A 20079-nucleotide genomic window follows, 5' to 3' on the forward strand; every position below is an offset into this window, starting at 1 on the left:
CGCTACAGGTTACCGAGCCGGTCCCGGAGCTTGGCGAACATGCCGCCGCTGGCGGCGAGCTTGCCCTCGGTGATCTGTTCGCCGCGGAGCTTGGCGAGCTGCCGGAGGAGGTCCTCCTGTGCCGGGTCGAGCTTGGCCGGAGTGTCCACCTGGAGGTGGACCTTCAGGTCCCCGCGGCCGTATCCCCGCAGGTGCGTGACACCCAGGCCACGCAGGGTGATGATCTCGCCGGACTGTGTTCCGGGCTTGACGTCGATGTCCTGGGTACCGTCGAACGTTTCCAGGCTGACGTCCGTGCCCAGTGCAGCCGCCGTCATGGGGATGTGCAGGGTGGCGTGGAGGTCATCGCCTTCCCGCACGTAGGTGGCGTCATTGTTGACGCGGATTTCCACGTACAGGTCACCGGTCGGTCCGCCTGCAGGTCCGGCTTCGCCCTGCCCGGCGAGCTGGATCCGGGTTCCGGTGGCCACACCGGCGGGAACCTTGATGGTCAGCGACCGCCGGCTGCGGATACGGCCCTGGCCGCTGCACTCGTTGCAGGGATCCTTGATGACCGTGCCGAAACCTTCGCAGGTGCCGCAGGGGGCGGCCGTCATGACCTGGCCCAGGATGGAACGCACGGCCCGCTGGACCTGGCCGCTGCCGCCGCAGATGTCGCAGCGCTCGGGGTGGGTGCCGGGCCGGCAGCAGGATCCGTCACAGGTGGGGCAGACCACGGCAGTATCCACTTCGAGCTTCTTGTTCACGCCGAACACGGCGTCGCGGAGGTCGATCCGGACGCTGATGAGGGCGTCCTGGCCGCGGCGGACGCGGGAAGCCGGGCCGGAGGTGCCACCGGCGCCGAAGAAGGTGTCGAAGATGTCCTGGAAAGCAAAGCCCTGGCCCGCGTAACCGGCACCGCCGAAGCCGTTGTCCGTGCCGTTCTCGTTGCCTGTGGTGTCGTAGATCCTCCGCTTTTGGGGGTCGGAAAGGACCTCGTAGGCGTGAGTTACTGCCTTGAAGCGTTCTGAAGCGTCCGCACCGGGGTTTACATCCGGGTGAAGGGTGCGGGCCAGTTTGCGGTAGGCCTTTTTGATCTCTTCGCCCGTAGCTTCGGGTGAGACTCCAAGGACGTCATAGTGGCTGCTCAAAGTTCGTATCTCTTCCTTGTTGTACTGCGTTCAGTTTGGGCGGCCCCGCTCTGTGTTCCGGTCCGGAAAAGGCTCCGGCGGCGAAGAGTCAGGGCCCCAAAATCCTGGAAAGGTAGCGGGCCACAGCCCTGACGGCGGCCATGGTGGTGGGATAGTCCATCCTGGTTGGGCCGAGGATCCCTACCTTCGCGGCGCTGTCCGGGCCGTAGCCGGTGGCCACGACGGAGGCTTCGGCAAGGCCGTCATAAGGGTTTTCCCTTCCGATACTGACGGCGACTCCGCGGTGGTCCTGGGCCATTTCGCTCAACAGCCGCAGCATCACCACCTGTTCCTCCAGTGCCTCGAGCACGGGGCCGATGCTGAGGGGGAAGTCCACGTTGGACCTGGCCAGGTTCGCTGTCCCGGCCATGACCATCCGGTCCTCCCTGGTGTTTTGCGCCAGCCCCTCGAGGCCAAGTGCCAGGGCGTGCGCGGCCTGGCACTGGCCGTGCGCGGTGCCGGCCACGACGGCGGGGAGCGCCTTGGCCAGCTGGCTGAGCGGAGTTCCGGCGAGTGCGGCAAGGAAGCGGGTACGGAGCGCGGCCAGGGCGTCGTCGCCAAGGTCCTGGCCGACGTCGATGACCCGCTGCTCCACCTTGCCGCTGTTGGCAATCAGCACCACCAGCACCTTACGGGGGGCCAGGAGCACGAACTCGATGTGGCGCACCAGTGCCTTGCTGAGGTGCGGATACTGGACCACAGCCACCTGGTTGGTCAGCTGCGACAGCAGCCGGACGGTGCGGTCCAGGACGTCGTCGAGGTCGTCTGCGCCTTCCAGGAGGGACTGGATGGCCCGGCGCTCCGCTGCCGACAGGGGCTTGACGGCCGAGATCTGGTCGACAAAGAGCCGGTAGCCCTTGTCCGTGGGAATCCGGCCTGCACTGGTGTGCGGGGCCGTGATCAATCCCTCGTCTTCAAGGGCCGCCATGTCATTGCGGATGGTTGCACTCGAAACGCCAAGATGATGCCGTTCGACCAATGCCTTTGACCCGACCGGTTCGCGGGAGTGGACGTAGTCCTCCACGATGGCCCGCAGCACTTCCAGTTTGCGTGGCTCGCTCACTCTCCACCTCCATCCATGGTCCGGGGCGCATGCCCCGCCAGGCGCCACCACTGTTAGCACTCGACATGCCTAAGTGCTAACAGTCTATTATGCCTCGGCCCGTTGTTAGCATTGGTACCGCTCCGGGCGAAATTCCGGTGCGGAGGACCTAGCGCTAGGCGGATTGAATCCATGGATTACCAAAACTGGGGGCCCCGCGGCATTTCCGCCCCGGCCAAGGCGGAATTGCCCGAGGTGCCGGTGGAGCGGGGCATGGTGCTCGAGGATGTCCAGTCGGGCTGGGTAGGCGCCGTCACCCGGGTGGAAAAGTCCGGCGGCATGCACGTCGTGGCGCTGGAGGACCGCCGAGGGAAGTCCCGGTCCTTCAAGCTCGGCTTCGGTTTCCTCCTTGAGGGCCGCCCCATCCGGCTGATGCCTCCCGCCGCCCGGCCGGCAGCCTCCGGCCCCGCCGCCGGCAGGACAGCCTCAGGCTCCGTCCGGGTCGCCGGCCAGCGGGCCCAGGTCGCCAAGGCAAGCCGAATCTGGGTGGAAGGCAAGCACGACGCCGAACTGGTGGAAAAGGTCTGGGGAGACGACCTTCGGGTGGAAGGCATCGTCGTCGAACCCCTGCACGGCATTGACGACCTCACCGCTGCAGTTGCCGCCTTCAAACCGGGGCCGGGCCGTCGCCTCGGCGTGCTCGTTGACCACCTCGTCCCTGACTCCAAAGAGTCCCGGATAGCCGACGCCGTCATGGCATCCCCCGGCGCGGCCGGAAATGTCCTGATCGTGGGCCATCCCTATGTGGACGTCTGGCAGGCAATCCGGCCCGCGGTCCTCGGGATCGACAAATGGCCTGCCGTGCCGCGCGGACAGGATTGGAAGACCGGAATCCTGAAGGCCTTTGGCTGGCCGCACGCCACCAAGGAGGACATCGGGCTGGGGTGGCAGAAACTGCTGGGCGCGGTCCGTACCTATGCGGACCTGGAAGCGTCGCTGCTGGGGCGGGTTGAGGAAGTCATCGACTTCCTCACCGTCCCCTGAAGGCCGGGCCCCGGCCCGGGAGCCAGTATTCTTGGTAGTGCAGCGCCTTTTCCGAAGGCCGCTGCACACCGCGCCCGTACATGAAGTCAGCACCACTTGCACCTCCGAAGGAACAGACTGTGGCAGAAAACGCACGTGATCACAGGGACGGCCAGGGCCGTTCCGAGTACCATGGCGTCCCCGCAAATGCGCTGCCGCTCACGGCCAGCGAAGACCGCCAATGGGCCACGCTCGCGCATTTCGGCGGGATACTGGGGTGCGTCCCCTCGCTGCTGATCTACCTGATCTTCCGTGACCGCGGCCCGTTCACCGCGCAGGAATCCAAAGAAGCGCTGAACTTCAGCCTGCCGCCCACCATCGCCGCCGTGCTGGCCAACATCCTGGTGTTCATCCCTTATGTGGGAAACATCTTCGCGGTCATCGCCACCCTGATCTGGGTGGCGCTCACCTGCTTCTCCGTGGCAGCAGGGATCCACGTCAACAAGGGCCAGCCGCACCGCTACCAGTACAACCTGCGCTGGATTAAGTAGCCGCGCCTCCCCGCGGGGCCACCGGCCCCGCGGTACGGGCCCGACGGACGTGGGTACAGTCAGTCGGGCAGGATACGGCGGACTACCGCGTCCGCCAGGAGCCTGCCCTTGAGCGTGAGGACCAGGCGGCCCTGGAAGGCAGCGGCAGGTTCCACCAGGCCGTCCGCAATCAGGCCGGCTATTTGGTGCCGTCCGGCTGCGCTTAGAGTGGAGACTTCAAGCCCTGACTGCAGGCGCGCCTCCAGCATCACCCGCTCCAGGTTCCTGGTGTCGGCATCCAGGGTCTCCCTGCCCGCCGCAGGCGACAGGCCCTGGGACAGGCGGTTCGCGTAAGCGGACGGGTGCTTCACGTTCCACCAACGCACCCCGCCCACGTGGGAGTGCGCGCCGGGGCCGATGCCCCACCAGTCGTCGCCACGCCAGTAGGCCAGGTTGTGGCGGCACGCGTGCTCCGGGCTCCGCGCCCAGTTGCTGACCTCATACCAGCCGAGCCCGGCTTCGGTGATGAGCTGGTCGGCGAGTTCGTACTTGTCGGCGTGGTCGTCGTCGTCAATTCCCGGCACCTCGCCGCGGCGCATCTGCGCGGCCAGCTTGGTCCCGTCCTCGACAATCAGGGCGTAGGCGCTGATGTGGTCCGGCTGGTAGGAGAGGGCAGTCTCCAGGGAGTGGCGCCAGTCCGCCAGCGACTCCCCCGGCGTGCCGTAAATCAGGTCCAGGCTGACATCCAGCCCGGCCTCCCGCGCCCACTGCACCACCTGCGGAACGCGGCTGGGCGTGTGGGTGCGGTCCAGGACCTTGAGCACATGCGGAACGGCGGACTGCATGCCGAAGGAAATCCTGGTGAAGCCCGCCTCCTTGAGGACGGCGAGGGATTCGGGGGTGACCGAATCGGGGTTGGCTTCGGTGGTGACCTCGGCTCCGTCCTCGATGCCCCACTGGTCAATGGCAGCGCGAAGGATCAGGGCGAGGTCATCTGCCGGCAGCAGGGTGGGCGTGCCGCCGCCGAAAAAGACAGTGCCGAGCTTCCGCTCCGGCAGCCCCGACCGTGCCATCACGGTGCCGGCCAGGGACACTTCCGACACGGCGGTTTGGGCGTAGGCATCCTGTGACGCGCCGCCGCCCAGTTCCGTGGCGGTGTAGGTGTTGAAATCGCAGTACCCGCAGCGCACGGCGCAGAACGGGATGTGGACGTACAGGCCAAAGGCCCGGGCCGCCGCACCGTCTGCTGCCTGCGCAGGCAGCAGACCGTCCGACGGCGCCGGGTCGCCGAGGGGAAGAACGCTGGGCATCAGCGGGTCCCCTGCTGCGCAGTGGTCACTTCTTCTTGGCCTTGTCCTTTGATTCGTCGGTGGTGAGGGCCGCAATGAACGCTTCCTGCGGCACCTCCACCGTTCCCACCATCTTCATGCGCTTCTTGCCTTCTTTTTGCTTTTCCAGCAGCTTGCGCTTTCGTGAGATGTCACCGCCGTAGCACTTGGCCAGCACGTCCTTGCGGATGGCCCGGATGCTTTCGCGGGCGATGATCCTGGATCCGATGGCCGCCTGGATGGGCACCTCGAACTGTTGCCGCGGGATGAGTTCGCGGAGCTTTCCGGTCATCATCACGCCGTAGGCGTAGGCCTTGTCCCGGTGGGTGATGGCGCTGAAGGCGTCCACTTGCTCGCCCTGGAGCATGATGTCCACCTTCACCAGGTCGGCAACCTGCTCGCCGTCGGCCTTCCAGTCCAGAGAGCCGTAGCCACGGGTCTTTGACTTCAGGATGTCGAAGAAGTCGAAGACGATTTCGGCCAGCGGCAGCCGGTAGCGGATTTCCACCCGGTCCTCGGAGAGGTAGTCCATGCCGCCCATCACGCCGCGGCGGGACTGGCACAGTTCCATGATGGCGCCGACGAATTCGTTGGGCGCCAGGATGGTGGCCGAAACCATGGGTTCGCGGACCTCGGCGATTTTGCCCGTGGGGTACTCGCTGGGGTTGGTCACGCGGACCACCTTCTTATCCTCCAGGGTCACCTCGTATTCCACGTTGGGTGCCGTGGAGATGAGGTCCAGGTTGTATTCGCGTTCCAGGCGTTCGCGGGTGATCTCAAGGTGCAGCAGGCCCAGGAAACCCACACGGAAGCCGAAGCCCAGCGCAGCGGAGGTCTCCGGTTCGTACACCAGTGCGGCGTCGTTGAGCATGAGCTTTTCGAGGGCGTCGCGCAGCACCGGGTAGTCGGCGCCGTCCAGGGGGTAGAGGCCGGAGAACACCATGGGTTTGGCATCGGCGTAGCCGGGCAGGGACTCGGCGGCCGGCTTGGCCAGGTTGGTGACGGTGTCGCCCACTTTGGACTGGCGGACGTCCTTCACACCGGTGATCAGGTAGCCCACTTCGCCAACACCGAGGCCCTTGGAGGGTGTGGGTTCCGGGGAGCTGACGCCGATTTCCAGGAGTTCGTGCGAGGCCCTGGTGGACATCATCTGGATGCGTTCACGCGGGTGGAGCATCCCGTCCACCACGCGCACATAGGTCACCACGCCGCGGTAGGTGTCGTAGACCGAGTCGAAGATCATGGCACGGGCCGGCGCGTCGGGGTCGCCCTTTGGCGCCGGGAGGTCGCGGACGATCTTGTCCAGGAGGGCTTCCACGCCAACGCCGGTCTTGCCGGACACCCGCAGCACATCCTCGGGGTCGCCGCCGATCAGGCTGGCGAGCTCGGCGGCGTACTTTTCAGGCTGCGCGGCCGGCAGGTCGATTTTGTTCAGGACCGGGATGATGGCGAGGTTGTTCTCCATCGCCAGGTACAGGTTCGCGAGCGTCTGGGCCTCAATGCCCTGGGCTGCGTCCACCAGCAGGATTGCGCCCTCGCAGGCGGCCAGTGACCTGGAGACCTCATAAGTGAAGTCCACGTGCCCCGGGGTGTCGATCATGTTCAGCGCGTAACTGACACCGTCCACCTCCCACGGCATGCGGACGGCCTGGGACTTGATGGTGATGCCGCGTTCGCGCTCGATGTCCATGCGGTCCAGGTACTGGGCCTTCATGTCGCGCGCCTGGACCACCCCGGTGGACTGCAGCATACGGTCAGCCAGGGTGGACTTGCCGTGGTCGATATGCGCGATGATGCAAAAGTTCCGAATAATTGCCGGATCTGTCGCGGCGGGCACCGGTGCGGTGCGGGCCATGGGAGACACGCAGGGTCCTTACTGTTGGCTTTTCTGCAGCCATCCGCCAGGCACGCGAAAGGCGCCTGCGGTCCAGCCGCACATCTTTAACGTCCAGTGTCCCACGTCCGCGACCCCGCCACCGCATCCTGGCTGGCCCATGCACGCTGTTTCAACGGCAGCCCCGCCGATAGGCTGTCGGGATGGCCATAGATCTCCGCTCCCTGGGAAACGCCGTCCGCCGCGGCCTGCGCTTGCTGCAGAAACGGTCCGTGGCCCCGCGGCCGGTCCAGGACCAGCGCCCCGGCGGCAATCGGCGCGCCGACGGCCAAGGGGTTCCCGGCGAAGCGGCGGCCTATCCCGGCGATTACCGTGGCCGCGCCTCTGTCCGCTACGCCCCGCAGCCCGACGGCGACCCCGATCCGGGCGAGGTGGTGTGGGCCTGGGTGCCCTATGAGGAGGATCACGGCAAGGGGAAGGACCGGCCGGTGCTGCTGGTGGGGCACAACGGCCCCTTCCTCCTGGGGCTGATGCTGACCAGCAGGGACAGGGTTCCTGCCGGGACGTCGTCCGGGGACTACGTGGATCTCGGCTCCGGGGGTTGGGACAGGCAGGGCCGGGCAAGTGAGGTGCGGCTGGACCGTATCCTGCAGATCCGCCCGGACAGCATCCGGCGCGAAGGCGCGGTATTGGACAAGGCGCGGTTCGAGAAGGTGGCGTCCGGGCTTCGGCGGCGACACGGCTGGGCCTGACCCGCTGAAATGGCCAGAGCCGCCGCTGACCTGCTAGTCTTTATTGCTGTGTGTCCGTGCAGGTCGACGGTCACTGATGGTTGGCCGCCATAGGTATCCCCACGCCGCTCAGTCAAGGCCAGCCTGAAAGCCCTCTAGACCATTTCCGCATTACAAAGAGAGTTCACACGTGGCGAATATCAAGTCCCAGAAGAAGCGCATCCTGACCAACGAGAAGGCCCGCCTGCGCAACAACGCAGTCAAGTCTGAGCTGAAGACGGCCATCCGCGCCGTCAACACCGCTGTTGAGTCCGCTGACAAGGAAGCTGCTACTACTGCGCTCGTTTCTGCCAGCCGTAAGCTGGACAAGGCTGTCAGCAAGGGTGTTCTGCACAAGAACAACGCAGCGAACCGTAAGTCGGCGATCTCCAAGAAGGTCAACGCACTCTAAGGTTTCCAGTTCCCACGAACTGATGGTGTGGCCGGTACCCTCGGGTGCCGGCCACACGCCTTTAAGCCGCCAGTCCGCGAGCCGCGGCAGCTCGACGCCAGGAGCGTCCGGGCCTGCTGGGCGCTGCGGGGGTCTATCTGCCCTGGACGGACATGGCAATCACGGTGACGGCGTGCTCCACGGCGTACACCGGATCCCGGGACAAGCCTTTGACCTGCGCGTCGGCTTCCGCCGTGGCCTGGATGGACCGCACCAGGCCTTCAGGGGTCCAGCGCCGCACGTCGCGCTGCGCCTGCTCCACCAGCCACGGCTGCATGCCCAATTCCGCAGCGATCTGCGCGGACGGCCCTGAGGCGCCCGCCACCCGCGCCACCGTCCGCAGCTTCGAGGCAAGTGCAGCGACCAGCGGTACCGGATCAGCACCAGTGGCGAGGGCGTGGCGCAGCGTCGACAGTGCAAGGGGGGCGTTTCCGGCCATGGCGGCGTCGGCCACCTTGAACGCGGTGGCTTCGACCCGTCCGCCGTAATACTTGTCGACGGTGTCAGTGCTGACCGTGCTCCCTGCATCGGCGATCAGCTGGGAGCAGGCGGCAGCGAGTTCTGACAGATCTGCTCCCACGGCATTCACCAGGGCCTGCACGGCGTCAAGGTTGATCCGGCGTCCGGCCGCCTTGAATTCCGCGGCGACGAACTGGACCTTGTCCGCATCCTTCTTCAGCGGCTGACACTCCACTACCGGCCAGCCCCCTTTCCTGACGGCGTCGAGGAGCTTCTTGCCGCGGACCCCGCCTGCGTGGCGCAGCACGACGACGGCGTCCTCCTCCGGGTGTTGCAGGTAGCCGAGGGCATCGGCAAGGAAGGCGTCATTCATCCCTTCCACAGCCTCCACCTCGATCAGCTTGCTCTCGCCAAAGAGGGATGGACTCACCTGCATGGTCAGGGTGCCGGCCTCATATGCCGCCGCGTTGATGCGGCTGACCTCCACGTCCGGTTCGGCCGCCCTGACCTGGGACCGGATCCTGTCCATCGCCCTGATACCCAGGTACTCTTCGGGACCGCTCACCAGTACGATCCGGGCCGGGGTTACGTCCCGCCAGGAGGCTGTGTTCGACGCCGGGGAGCGGGGTGCTCGCTTTTGCGCAGCGGCCATCGACAGTTCCTTCCGGAGGTTTTATTGCAGGATCCCAGCCTGCCACGTCTGTGCCCGGGGTCCAAGCTGCGGACACCCCGGAAGCGATGCAGGCGCGACTCCAGCAACTCCAGGAATACGACAGTTTCTGCGTGCGCCGACCGGGCCCACCGGATAAGGCGGACCGGCCTTGCCGCCGCCCCGACGCCAGCCAGCGACAGGACCGACAGCAGCACCATGGACAGCATCCCGGGCACCCCTTCCGGCCATGGGAGCGCGGATCCCGGCAGCTGGGCCGCGGTCCTTGCCGCAGCCGCGACGCCCCCGCTGAAAGTCCCGGCAACGGCTATCAGTGCTGCGGCGGCCCACGGCAGGACGACCACCAGGGGCACCGCTGCTGTTCCCAGCAGGGTCACGGGAGCCACCAGGGGCGAGGCGACGACATTGGCTGCCAGGGAATATGTTGAAAAATGGGGCTGCAGAAGCACGATGACGGGCCCGCACAGCAGCTGGGCGGACAACGGAACCGCTACCGCGGCAGCGAGCCACCGTGGGACCGCCGCGGGAATCCAGCTGATGATCCGCCGGCCTATAAGAACGATTCCCAGTGTGGCCAGGACAGAAAGCAGGAAGCCAAAACTCGTGCCAAGGGCTGGATCCGCCAACAGCAGCCCCAGGACAGCCAGGCAAAGGAAGCTCAGTCCACGCCCTGAACGTCCACCCGCCAGCGAGGCGATGCCGATGGCTCCCATCAGCGCTGCCCGCAGAACGCTGGCATCAGGCCCTACCAGGACCACGAACAGGGCCAGGCCGCCAAGGGCCGCAGCTGCGGCAGGGGCACGCGGCATCCGGAACCACCGGCACAGCAGCAGCAGCGCCCCCAGCACCAGGCTGCAGTTTGCCCCGCTGACTGCCGTCAGGTGCGTCATGCCAACGGCCTTCATGGCGTTGTTCAACCCCTCATCCAGCGCACTGGTGTCACCGGTGACCATCCCGGGGAGGAGCCCGCGGGCATCCGGTTCGAGGAAAGCCGAGGCGGAAACGAACCGGCCGCGGAGCTCCCTGGCTGACTCTTCCAGCAGTGAGCCACCCGAGGGCTTGCCTGGAGCCGTCGATGCGGCCAGGTTTCCCGCCTCCTGCCCACCGGGGTCTGCCGGCCGCAGCTTGCCGGCAGCGCGCAGCGTCTGACCCGGCACCACGCCGCCCCACCCCTGCCCGCCCATCACCACCAGCCGGGCGCGGGTGCGAACCAGGATGCCACCCGTTGTCACTTCCTGCGTCCACACCGGGACCGACCACCTCTCCGCCGCCGCTCCGGGTCCGGCCAGGGCCCGCGGGTTTCCGGCTACCTCGACCATGACGACGGCCGACTTTCCGCCCGCGATGGCCTCAGCGAGCGGCCCCTCGGACCGCTGGCTTGAGGAGGTCGCGGAATGGGCTGCCGCCGCGCCGGCCAGCATCAGGGAGACGCCCAGTGCTGCCCGGAAGCTTCGGCCCCGGGCACCATGTCTCCGTCCCGGACCCGAGGCGCGGGCGGCGGCACGCAGGCTTCCCCTCCGTCCTCCCTTCGCGGCACGGGCCAGGAAAAGGCCTCCAAGCACCGTCAGCGCGCAGCACACAGTAGCCAGCCACGGGGACGGCAGCCAGAGCCCTGCCACCGAGGCAGCCCACACCGAAACTGCGGGGAGGGCAAGCCGGAGGTCCGTGCGTCGTCCCGGTCCTACTGAGCCGGAGTCGCTTTCCTCCCGCTCGTGGCCGCTTTCAACCAGCCGCTGGCGAACGCGGCCCAGGCACTGCGCCCAATACCCTTTCATGTCCCCAAAGGTCAGAGCCCGGCAGGTCAGAGCCCCGGCTTTGAGGGCGCGGCCCTTCGGGGTCCGGCCTTTTGGGGTCCGGTCTTTTGGGGTCCCGCGGCGGCGTGCCGGCAGACCTGGCGCTTGCAGGCGTGCCCGTCCCAGGGACGGTGGAACTGCTCCGGGACGCGAACGTGTTCCGGGCGGGTGCGTTGTCGACGGTTGCGTTGTCGATGGGTGCACCGTCCGTGCGGGAGCCCCGGTGTTTGGCCTTCGGCCGGGCCCCTGAACCGCGGATTCCACGAACCGGCTCCAAGGGCTCGTGGCTCCCTCTCCGCCAGCGGGGCCTCCCCGCCTTTGCGGGCCGTCGGCCCTGCCTGGCCTGCCCCTCTCCGTCGCCATCCGGGATGCCTTAGACCGTCACCAGGGGCAGCAGGGCCTCGAGCATCTTCGGTCCGACGCCATCCACCGCATCCAGTTCCTCGACGCTTTTGAAAGGTCCATGGTCTTTTCGCCAATCCACGATCCGCTGAGCGAGTACCGGCCCGACCTTTGGCAGTGTGTCCAGTTCCGCGGCGCCGGCGGTATTGAGGTTGATCTTCCCGCCGGCTGCCCCTCCTGCCTGGCCGGTGCCGGTGGACCCAACGCCGCCCGGGTCCATGCCACCCGGGCCCGTTCCCCCGGAACCGGAGGATTCGGCTGCGGAGGACGCCGGCTCCCCTTGCCGCGGGACGTAGATCTTCTGCCCGTCCTCCACCGCCAGGGCAAGGTTGAGCCGGTTCACGTCCGCGTCCGGGGCAGCCCCGCCCGCGGCAGCAATGGCGTCATCAACCCGGCTGCCCTGCTGGAGCCTGATGACACCGGGCGCGGCTACAGCCCCGGCCACGTGCACCACTACAAGGCCGCCGGACGCGGGCTGCCCCGGGCCGCGCCCGGATTCCCCGCCGCCAGGTCCCCCACCGTCTTGATCCACCGGCGTAGTGCTGTCCGCGGCGGCTCCTCCGCTGCCCGGGGCCTTGCCGCCGGAACTGGCGCCGCTCAGGGGCAGGACCTCCGGGGATGCCGCCCCGGCCTGCCACCAGAACCAGGCTCCCGCAGCCACTGCCAGGACACCCAGCAGCAGGGCAACCCGCAGTCCCACCCGCCACCGGAGCGACGGCACACCGCCGGAACAGCTCCCGGATCCGCCCTCAGGGCCCCTGCCGGTTTCGGATCCGCCCGTTACCGTGCCTGTTTCGCCGGGGCCGCTGTACTCGAAACCGCCGGGGCCGGGCCCGTCCTCCAGGAGCCCGGGGGGCGCGTCCCCCAGAGTGGCTTGCAGCCGGTCCCTCGCATGCCGGGCCTGCTGACGTGCTGCTCCAGCATCCCGGCGTGACATAGCTCCACCCTAGGAACCTCCCCCGCTGCGCGACACACTCAAGGCCGCTATGTGGAAAGCTGCGCACGCCGTACAAGTCCGGCAGTGGCGGCTAATGGTGCCTTGGCGCGTCGATAAACTCCTTCGCAATCTGCGTCATCACGCTAAGGGCCTCTTCCTCGCTTATCGCCATCCCGGTGTTGGATCCCATGTCGAGTGACACTGTTCCGGCAAGGACGCGGAGCCCGACGCCGGTGATGTTCCCGTTAGAGGATTGCCTGGTCGCGTAGGCCTTCTCGCCGATGTCCGGACCCGGAAGAAGTTGAATGGTGAGCTTCTCGGGTGCGGTGGCGCCGGTCACTGTCTGGTCGAACGTGGCGCAGCGAGCCATCAGCTCCTGGCTGTAATCAAAGTCGGCTTTGGCGAGGGTGTCCCGGGGCGCGCTTCGCACATCGAAGAGGATCATGCCGACTCCATGATCGCCAAGGTTGGACACTTCCCCCAGCGCAAAGCCCATGGAGAGGTCCAGCTGTGCCTCGTGCTGCCACGACCTGTGGAATACGTCGCATTCTGCTGGTTCGGTGGGACCCAGAGGGGACGACCCGGACGCAGGTGGCTGGGTCATCAACGCGTACGACTTGCGTGCCATGGCCGTGTCCCCGGCTCTTCCGCCGTGTGGCGCAAGGACTTTACTGCTGATGGCCATGAGTTCCTGGTCCGTGAAGACCCGGGGCGACCCCGTGGTGGGCTCCGCCACGGGGGTCGTGCTCGATGCACCTGCGCGGGTGGTGCTGCTGCCGGTCTGTGAAGCCGTGTCAGCTGGCTGGCCGGACCCGCATGCGGTGAGGATCAACAGCGCAGCGGTTAGCACTCCAACGCTTCGGAACCGACCCGCGCACGTGGGCTTTTGCACGGAGCTGGCTTCCCTGGCCATCCGGATCCCCTCCTACGTGTACAGCCCTGGAGTTTGTTGGCGCAACAGGCACAGGCTGGCTTAGAAGTCGATGCCCTTGACCAGCGTGACGAACTGTTCCTTGATCTGCTCTTCGGTGGGCCCCTGCGGTGAAATCAGGAGCTGTGCGGTGAAAATTGCCATGTTGTTGCCGCGTGCCACCATCAAGGTCATGGAGGTGACCGGAACGCTGCTTTCCGGCCTGAGGGACTTCGGTCCGCCCGGATTTGAGCTGATAATGAGCGTTGCTTTGTCGCCAACGCCCTGGATGTTTTGTCCATGCGGCGGCAAAATGCCGGACAGCAGGGACGCGCCGCCTTCGTGGAGTTCGATGGCGAACACGAGCGAGTCCGGACCGGGTGTGCCCAACGCGCCAAAGCGGTACCGGCAGCTGCCCTCCCCCGGGAGAACCTGCGCCTGGGTGGTGGTACCAAAGGCCTGCTTGAGGGCATCAGCACTGACCAGGGCGCATACGGGGCTGTTTGTGGACGTCTGCGGACCGGTAGATGGCGCCGGCGGAACCCGAAGTTCAGTGCCGTTGCCCCACCCGGCCTCGACAGCCGCCTGCGCCAGGGCGTGTGCGGACACGTTGCCGTCCGGTACCGGGGTTCCTGCTGCGATGGGCGGCATTGCCACGATGCGGAGGTCAAGGGATTCCTGGCCCTTGACGGCCTTAAGCACGGTGTTCGCCGATGCCCCGCCGGGCTCGCCGCGGAACCATCCCGTTCACTGCATGCAGGCGAAGTCCCCAATGCCATCCACCACAGAGCAGTCGGGGGCCTTTTTCGCGTCGGTGATGTCGGCGGCCGATGCGGGCGAGATGAGCGAGACGGAGAGCGCAAGGACCTTCTCGTACTTGCTCATGTAGCTGCACAGATAGGCCGGGCTTCCCGCCGGTTTCCCGTTTTGCCCCATCTGGACCAGGCCGAGATCGACCTTGGCAGCGATGGCAGGCGTGATCAGGTCGCAGGCCGGGTTCGGCGATCCGCTTGACGGGGCTTGGGTGGGCGATGGCTGGCGGCTTTCCTGTCCGCACCCGGCCAGGACGAGAGCCAGTAGGGCCGGGAGCGCAAGGACGGCCCGGAAAGTGCGAATTCCGTGAACACGCATGCTGGTCCTCCGGCCCCCAAACTGCCGTCCCGAACCGAAACGGCGACGCTGATGCGAACGCTACGGATCCCGGTGAACTCCCACCAGAGGCCAAGGACCCGGCGAAAGACCTGCGGGCGCTCAGCCTGCGTGGAGGCCTGCGGGCCCCCACCTGCCAGGGCTTACCCTGGCAGGTGGGAGCCGGTGGTCCTGCCAACAATCACCGCAAGGACCCCAAGGCCGGCGTGCGCTGCCAGGACCGCGGGAAGGGAACTGATCTGGGCCGGTGGGCACTGTGGAAGGGCCGCCTCGAGGCGCACCGCCAGGCTCTCCGCTTCCTCAGGATTGCCGAAGTGGTGGACGGCCAGGACCACGGAGTCGCCGGGATGCGCCTCCGCCTCCGCCACCACGATTTCCTCAAGCCGGGCCACAGCCCTGGCACCTGAGCGCACCTTTTCCAGCGGAACTATCCTGCCGCCGTCGACCGCCAGAATTGGTTTGATGGCGAGCATGGTCCCCAGGAGCGACGCCGCCGCCCCGATCCGCCCGCCGCGGCGCAACTGCTCAAGGGTGGGCACGTAGAAGAAGACCTTGGTGCGTGCTGCCTGGGCCGTTGCCGCGCCGGCCACCGCGGACCGGTCACCGCCGGCTGATGCTGCTTCCACCGCTGCCTGTACGGCCATGCCCTGCGCCATGCCCACGGTTCCCGTGTCCACCACGTCCACAGGAATCCCCACCCTGGCCGCAGCCAGGCGCGCGGCGTCCGCGGTGCCGGAAAGTCCGCCCGAGATGTGGATCGAAACGATCGCTTCGTATCCCCGGAGTTCAGCGGCCCGGTAGGCCTGCTCAAACTGCCCGGGTGAAGGCCTGGACGTCTTGACCGGCGTCCCGGCGGCCAGGGCCACGGCGATGGTCTCCAGGATGTCGTCTTCGCCCTCACCGTAGATTTCAGCGCCGACCATGACAGGCATCGGAGTCACCGTCAGGATCCCGTCCCGCGGCAGTCCGGCAACGTAGTCCGCAGGCAGGGCAGCAGCAGAGTCCGTGACGACGGCGGTGCGGGCGACAGGGCTGGCACCCGGACGCCGTGTTCCCGGCCGGGCCGCAGGACGGAGGCCCGACAGCCGGGCACGGACCCAAGGCCAGGCGGCGGCGTTACTGTCGGGCAAGGGGCCTCCTGGAGACGCTGTCCGGCTCAACCGGCACCGGCCGCCGGAAAGTTTCCGGCGGCCGGTGCATCACTGCGGGTGCAGCAACTAGGCCGGAACGATGTTGACCAGCTTAGGCGCCCGGACGATCACCGTGCGGATGCCCCGGCCATCCATTGCGCGCTGGACGTTCTCCGACGCCAGTGCCAGTTCGCGCAGCTCGTCTTCGGAGACGTCCGGGGACACCTCCAGCCGGTCGCGGACCTTGCCCTGGACCTGGACGACGGCGGTGACCGTGTCCTGGACCAGCAGGGCGGGGTCGTGGGACGGCCAGCCGGCGTTGGCAACCGATGCAGGGTGGCCCAGCAGGTTCCACATGTCCTCGGCGGTGTACGGCGCGAACAGGCTGAGGATCACGGCAACCGCCTCCGCGGCCTCGCGGACTGCGGGATCCGCTGCGCCCGCACCGGAGTCGATCGCTTTGCGGGTGGCGTTAACCAGCTCCATGAGCTTGGCCACCACCACGTTGAACTTGTTGGCGTCCAGGAGTTCGGCGGCATCGGCGATGGTGCGGTGCGTTACCGAACGCAGCCCGCGGTCTCCGGCGGCGGCATCCACTCCAGGTTCACTGGTGACGTCCTGTGCCAGGCGCCAGGCCCTGGCCAGGAACTTGGCGGAACCGGACGGCGACACGTCGGCCCAGTCCACGTCGTCCTCGGGCGGGGACGCGAACACCATCGTCAGGCGGACAGCGTCCACGCCGTACTTGTCCAACTGCTCGCCGAGGTCAACGCCGTTGCCCAGGGATTTGCTCATCGCCTTGCCGCCGTTGAGCACCTGGCCCTGGTTCAGCAGCGCACTGAACGGTTCGTCGGCATCGATCATGCCGAGGTCGTGGATGACCTTGGTGAAGAAGCGTGCGTACAGCAGGTGGAGGATGGCGTGCTCCACGCCGCCCACGTACTGGCCCACCGGCATCCAGTCATTGATCTTCTGCGGATCGAAGGGCCCCTCGGTGTAATGCGGGGAGACGAAGCGCAGGAAGTACCAGGACGAGTCCACGAACGTGTCCATGGTGTCGGTGTCCCGCTTGGCGGGCCCGTGGCAGGTGGGGCATTCCACATTGACCCAGGACTCCGCCGCAGCCAGCGGCGAGGTGCCCTTCGGTGCAAGGTCCTCACCACGGAGGTCCGCGGGCAGGGTAACGGGCAGCTGCTCATCAGGCACGGGGACTTCACCGCAGGACGGGCAGTGGATGATGGGGATGGGGGTGCCCCAGAAGCGCTGGCGGCTCAGCAGCCAGTCGCGGAGCCGGAAGTTCACGAACTTCTCGCCGGTACCCTGCTGTTCCAGCATGGCAATGGCGGCAGGAATGGCCTCAGCCTTGGGCAGGCCGTCCAGCGCGCCGGAGTTGATCAGGGTGCCCTCGCCCGCTGTCGCGGTGCCGGAGACGGCCGGGTCTTCTTCGCCGGTGTCCAGGACAGCGCGGACCGGCAGGTCGAAGGTCTTGGCGAAGTCGAGGTCGCGCTGGTCGTGGGCCGGGACGGCCATGATGGCGCCCGTACCGTAGTCCGCCAGGACGTAGTCGGCGGCCCACACGGGCAGCTTCTCCCCGTTCAGCGGGTTGATGGCGTAGCGGCCGGTGAAGACGCCGGTCTTCTCGCGTTCCGTCGACTGGCGTTCGATTTCCGAGAGTGCCTTGACCCGTTCACGGTATTCGTCCAGGGCCGCGGCGTGTTCGTCCGTGACAAGTTCGACGGCGAGCGGCGCGTCCGCAGCGACCACGAAGAACGTTGCCCCGTACAGGGTGTCCGGGCGGGTGGTGAAGACCGTGACGTCCTTGGCGGGCCTGCCGCCATCGGCCTCGATCACGAAGTTCACGTGCGCACCCTCGGAGCGGCCGATCCAGTTCTTCTGCATGGCCAGGACGCGTTCGGGCCAATGGCCGCGGAGCTCGTCCATGTCATCCAGCAGGCGGTCCGCGTAGTCGGTGATCTTGAAGTACCACTGGTTCAGGGACTTCTTGGTGACGGTGGTGCCGCAGCGCTCGCAGGCGCCGTTGACAACCTGCTCGTTGGCCAGGACGGTCTGGTCCTTGGGGCACCAGTTGACCGGGGAGTTCTTCCGGTATGCCAGGCCACGCTCGTAGAAGCGCTTGAACAGCCACTGCGTCCAGCGGTAGTACCCGGGATCGGAAGTGTGCAGGCGGCGCGACCAGTCGGCGGAGATGGCGTACCGCTTGAAGGAGGCTGCCTGGGTGTCGATGTTGGCGTACGTCCACTCGCTGGGGTGGGCGTTGCGCTTGATGGCAGCGTTCTCCGCAGGCAGGCCAAAGGAGTCCCAGCCGATGGGATGCAGGACGTCGTAGCCCTTCTGACGCAGGTAGCGGGCCACCACGTCGCCCATGGCGAACGCCTCGGCGTGGCCCATGTGCAGATCGCCCGACGGGTACGGGAACATGTCAAGCACGTAGCGGCGCTCCCGCGACCCGTCGTCCACCGGGGTGAAGACCTTGAGGTCGTCCCACACCTGGGGCCATTTGGCCTCCATGGCGGCGAAACTGTAGGTGCCCTCTTCAGGCTCCGCCGATACTGTTGTTGCTGTTCCGGTCTCTGTCTCCGGCTGAACGCCCACTGCTGCCCTCTTCTGTTCTGTTACGGCATCTGTGCTGCCATAACGGCCTGATCCTCCTGCTGCCGGCCCGGCGCCATGCCCCGGACACACAAAAGCCCCTCTCCATGGAGGGGCTGCCGCTCAGCTGTCCGATAATCGGAGCCGGCGGCTAACTAAGCAGAAGGATCGCACGCATGGATCTACTTTAGCGCACCGGCACGTCCCCCGCCTCAGCCAGGCCGAACGGCCCTTTGCATTGGCCGGGGCAAGTGCGCATGATCGTCCCACAACGTTGGGAGGCGGCACACCATGTCAGAGGAAACCACCGCCGGGCCTGCTGAAGGACAGCCCCTCTCCCTGTGGCTGGCAACCGCCGGCGCCACCGATTTCCCGCAACTTCATGGCACCGTGGAAGTGGACGTGGCAGTCATCGGCGGAGGCATCGCCGGGCTGACCGCAGCACTGGCCCTGAAACGTTCGGGACACTCGGTGGCAGTCCTGGAGGCCGGCCGGATCGGCACGGGCGTCACTGGCCACACCACCGGCAAGGTGACCTCACTGCACCGCCTCGCCTACACGGACCTGCAGCGCAGTCACGGCGTTGCAGCGGCCAGGAGCTATGGATTGGCGAACCAGGCGGCGGTGGAGTACATCGGTGCGGTGGTGGACGCTGAGAACATTTCCTGCGGTTTCCGCCGGGTCGCCAACTACACCTTTGCCGCAGGCCCTGACGCGCTGCCACAGGTGCGGGCCGAAGCCGGGCTTGCGGCGGACCTCGGCCTTCCGTCAACGTTCACCGTCGACGTTCCCCTGCCGTTTCCCGTAGCCGGTGCCGTACGGTTTGACGGCCAGGCCCAGATCCATGCCGTCCAGTACCTCCAAGGGCTCGCCGGACGGGTGGACGGAAACGGCAGCTTCGTCTTCGAACGCACCCGTGCACTGGAGCTGCGCGAGGGCCGTCCCGTCACGGTGGCCGCCGCCGACGGCACCGTGCTCGCCCGGGATGCGATTGTGGCCACGAATGTTCCCTTCGCCGACCACGGCCGATTCGAAGCACTCTGCCGGCCGCACCGCTCCTACATCGTCGCCGCGCCGATCGATACCCCTCCCCTGGACGCCACCTTCATCAGCGCGGATGAGCCCATGCGTACGCTGCTGACGGTCCGCCTCAACGGGGTGACGTACCTGCTGACGGGCGGCGAGGGCCATCCCGCGGGCACGCAGGTAGACCCGGCACCGCGCCAGGCGAGCCTGGCCCGTTATGCGCGCGTCCAGTTCGGGGCCGGCGGCGTGGCCTACCGTTGGTCCACCCAGGACGCGCTGCCCCTCGACGGCGTGCCCTACGCCGGGCCCCTGAACCCGGACAGCCGGCACGCGTTCATCATCACGGGCCTGCGTAAGTGGGGCCTGACCAACGGTACGGCCGCGGCGCTGATGCTGGCGGATCTGCTCAACGGCACGCCCAATGAGTGGGCGGCCCTGTTTGACACCAACCGTGCGACGTCGCGGGCCGCCACGGCCCCAGGGCCACCAGCAGCGCCCGGGGACACCGTTCCCCGGCAAAAGGCCGCACGCCGGACAGCGGACCTTGCTCCCGGCGACGGCACTGTCATTGAAACGGACGGGACCAGCACCGCGTGCTACCGGGATCCTGCAGGACAGGTCCACGCGGTGTCCGCGACCTGCACCCATCTTGGCTGCACTGTCGGATTCAACCGGGAAGACCGCACGTGGGACTGCCCCTGCCATGGCTCCCGCTTCGATGTGGACGGCAAAGTCATCCAGGGGCCGGCCACCGAGGACCTGCCGGGGCGCCCTGCGCCGTGACGTGCCCGCACGCTGCCGGCCGAACCCGGCCTGGCACAAATCCCGGAAAGGTCCGCCGGACAC

Annotated in this window: 17 protein-coding genes; 5 read left to right on the forward strand and 12 right to left on the reverse strand. The window is 67.3% G+C overall.

Annotated features, from left to right (window positions below; all coding sequences use genetic code 11):
- Window positions 1–2: 2 nt before the first annotated feature.
- On the reverse strand, window positions 3–1130 hold the full coding sequence (gene dnaJ / locus LDO22_RS03600; RefSeq protein WP_224026128.1) for a molecular chaperone DnaJ: 1128 nt from the start codon (window positions 1128–1130) through the stop codon (window positions 3–5).
- An 88-nt stretch (window positions 1131–1218) separates the two neighbouring features.
- Window positions 1219–2232, reverse strand: coding sequence for a heat-inducible transcriptional repressor HrcA (gene hrcA / locus LDO22_RS03605; RefSeq protein ID WP_224026129.1), 1014 nt, complete (start codon window positions 2230–2232; stop codon window positions 1219–1221).
- 171 nt (window positions 2233–2403) lie between these two features.
- On the opposite strand from hrcA, the gene LDO22_RS03610 reads away from it, so the two are divergent.
- Window positions 2404–3255, forward strand: coding sequence for a DUF3097 domain-containing protein (locus tag LDO22_RS03610; protein WP_159631939.1), 852 nt, complete (start codon window positions 2404–2406; stop codon window positions 3253–3255).
- Between the two features lie 119 nt (window positions 3256–3374).
- Window positions 3375–3785 carry a DUF4870 domain-containing protein gene (locus LDO22_RS03615; RefSeq protein WP_141941485.1) on the forward strand — a complete coding sequence of 137 codons (411 nt, stop codon included), beginning with the start codon at window positions 3375–3377 and terminating at the stop codon, window positions 3783–3785.
- Window positions 3786–3844: 59 nt separating this feature from the next.
- Here LDO22_RS03615 and hemW read toward each other — a convergent pair whose 3' ends face one another.
- A complete protein-coding gene (gene hemW / locus LDO22_RS03620) occupies window positions 3845–5074 on the reverse strand; it encodes a radical SAM family heme chaperone HemW (RefSeq protein ID WP_224026130.1) in 1230 nt (409 codons plus the stop codon).
- A 25-nt stretch (window positions 5075–5099) separates the two neighbouring features.
- Window positions 5100–6956, reverse strand: a complete 1857-nt coding sequence (gene lepA / locus LDO22_RS03625) for a translation elongation factor 4 (protein WP_043454334.1) — start codon at window positions 6954–6956, stop codon at window positions 5100–5102.
- A gap of 173 nt (window positions 6957–7129) precedes the next feature.
- On the opposite strand from lepA, the gene LDO22_RS03630 reads away from it, so the two are divergent.
- Together LDO22_RS03630 and rpsT are read left to right on the forward strand one after the other, a co-directional pair.
- Window positions 7130–7678 carry a type II toxin-antitoxin system PemK/MazF family toxin gene (locus tag LDO22_RS03630; RefSeq protein WP_224026131.1) on the forward strand — a complete coding sequence of 183 codons (549 nt, stop codon included), beginning with the start codon at window positions 7130–7132 and terminating at the stop codon, window positions 7676–7678.
- A gap of 169 nt (window positions 7679–7847) precedes the next feature.
- Complete coding sequence (gene rpsT, locus LDO22_RS03635; RefSeq protein WP_018761400.1) at window positions 7848–8108, forward strand: 30S ribosomal protein S20; 261 nt, start codon at window positions 7848–7850, stop codon at window positions 8106–8108.
- Between the two features lie 133 nt (window positions 8109–8241).
- Here rpsT and holA read toward each other — a convergent pair whose 3' ends face one another.
- The 8 genes from holA to leuS form a co-directional block, all read right to left on the reverse strand.
- Window positions 8242–9258, reverse strand: coding sequence for a DNA polymerase III subunit delta (holA, locus tag LDO22_RS03640; RefSeq protein WP_224026132.1), 1017 nt, complete (start codon window positions 9256–9258; stop codon window positions 8242–8244).
- A complete protein-coding gene (locus tag LDO22_RS03645) occupies window positions 9192–11051 on the reverse strand; it encodes a ComEC/Rec2 family competence protein (RefSeq protein WP_224026133.1) in 1860 nt (619 codons plus the stop codon). The genes holA and LDO22_RS03645 overlap by 67 nt, the downstream gene beginning before the upstream one ends.
- A gap of 391 nt (window positions 11052–11442) precedes the next feature.
- Window positions 11443–12408 (reverse strand): helix-hairpin-helix domain-containing protein, encoded by a 966-nt coding sequence (locus tag LDO22_RS03650; protein ID WP_224026134.1) that lies wholly within the window; start codon window positions 12406–12408, stop codon window positions 11443–11445.
- Between the two features lie 91 nt (window positions 12409–12499).
- A complete protein-coding gene (locus LDO22_RS03655; RefSeq protein ID WP_224026135.1) occupies window positions 12500–13144 on the reverse strand; it encodes a hypothetical protein in 645 nt (214 codons plus the stop codon).
- 237 nt (window positions 13145–13381) lie between these two features.
- On the reverse strand, window positions 13382–14020 hold the full coding sequence (locus LDO22_RS03660) for a hypothetical protein (protein ID WP_224026136.1): 639 nt from the start codon (window positions 14018–14020) through the stop codon (window positions 13382–13384).
- A gap of 45 nt (window positions 14021–14065) precedes the next feature.
- Entirely contained in the window at window positions 14066–14449 is a 384-nt protein-coding gene (locus tag LDO22_RS03665) for a hypothetical protein (protein ID WP_224026137.1), read from the reverse strand.
- A gap of 161 nt (window positions 14450–14610) precedes the next feature.
- Window positions 14611–15597 (reverse strand): DegV family protein, encoded by a 987-nt coding sequence (locus LDO22_RS03670; RefSeq protein ID WP_224026138.1) that lies wholly within the window; start codon window positions 15595–15597, stop codon window positions 14611–14613.
- A gap of 87 nt (window positions 15598–15684) precedes the next feature.
- Window positions 15685–18210 carry a leucine--tRNA ligase gene (gene leuS, locus LDO22_RS03675; RefSeq protein WP_224026139.1) on the reverse strand — a complete coding sequence of 842 codons (2526 nt, stop codon included), beginning with the start codon at window positions 18208–18210 and terminating at the stop codon, window positions 15685–15687.
- A gap of 288 nt (window positions 18211–18498) precedes the next feature.
- On the opposite strand from leuS, the gene LDO22_RS03680 reads away from it, so the two are divergent.
- Entirely contained in the window at window positions 18499–20016 is a 1518-nt protein-coding gene (locus LDO22_RS03680; RefSeq protein ID WP_224026140.1) for an FAD-dependent oxidoreductase, read from the forward strand.
- The last annotated feature ends 63 nt before the right edge of the window (window positions 20017–20079 follow it).

Source organism: Arthrobacter sp. NicSoilC5 (assembly GCF_019977395.1).
In the GTDB taxonomy this organism is placed as follows: domain Bacteria; phylum Actinomycetota; class Actinomycetes; order Actinomycetales; family Micrococcaceae; genus Arthrobacter.

Excerpts from the sequence above, each read along its gene's own strand:
- LDO22_RS03610 (WP_159631939.1), top strand. The coding sequence starts at position 2,404 with ATGGATTACCAAAACTGGGGGCCCCGCGGCATTTCCGCCCCGGCCAAG.
- hemW (WP_224026130.1), bottom strand. The coding sequence starts at position 5,074 with ATGCCCAGCGTTCTTCCCCTCGGCGACCCGGCGCCGTCGGACGGTCTG.
- LDO22_RS03630 (WP_224026131.1), top strand. The coding sequence starts at position 7,130 with ATGGCCATAGATCTCCGCTCCCTGGGAAACGCCGTCCGCCGCGGCCTG.
- holA (WP_224026132.1), bottom strand. The coding sequence starts at position 9,258 with ATGGCCGCTGCGCAAAAGCGAGCACCCCGCTCCCCGGCGTCGAACACA.
- LDO22_RS03645 (WP_224026133.1), bottom strand. The coding sequence starts at position 11,051 with ATGAAAGGGTATTGGGCGCAGTGCCTGGGCCGCGTTCGCCAGCGGCTG.
- LDO22_RS03650 (WP_224026134.1), bottom strand. The coding sequence starts at position 12,408 with ATGTCACGCCGGGATGCTGGAGCAGCACGTCAGCAGGCCCGGCATGCG.
- LDO22_RS03665 (WP_224026137.1), bottom strand. The coding sequence starts at position 14,449 with ATGCGTGTTCACGGAATTCGCACTTTCCGGGCCGTCCTTGCGCTCCCG.
- LDO22_RS03680 (WP_224026140.1), top strand. The coding sequence starts at position 18,499 with ATGTCAGAGGAAACCACCGCCGGGCCTGCTGAAGGACAGCCCCTCTCC.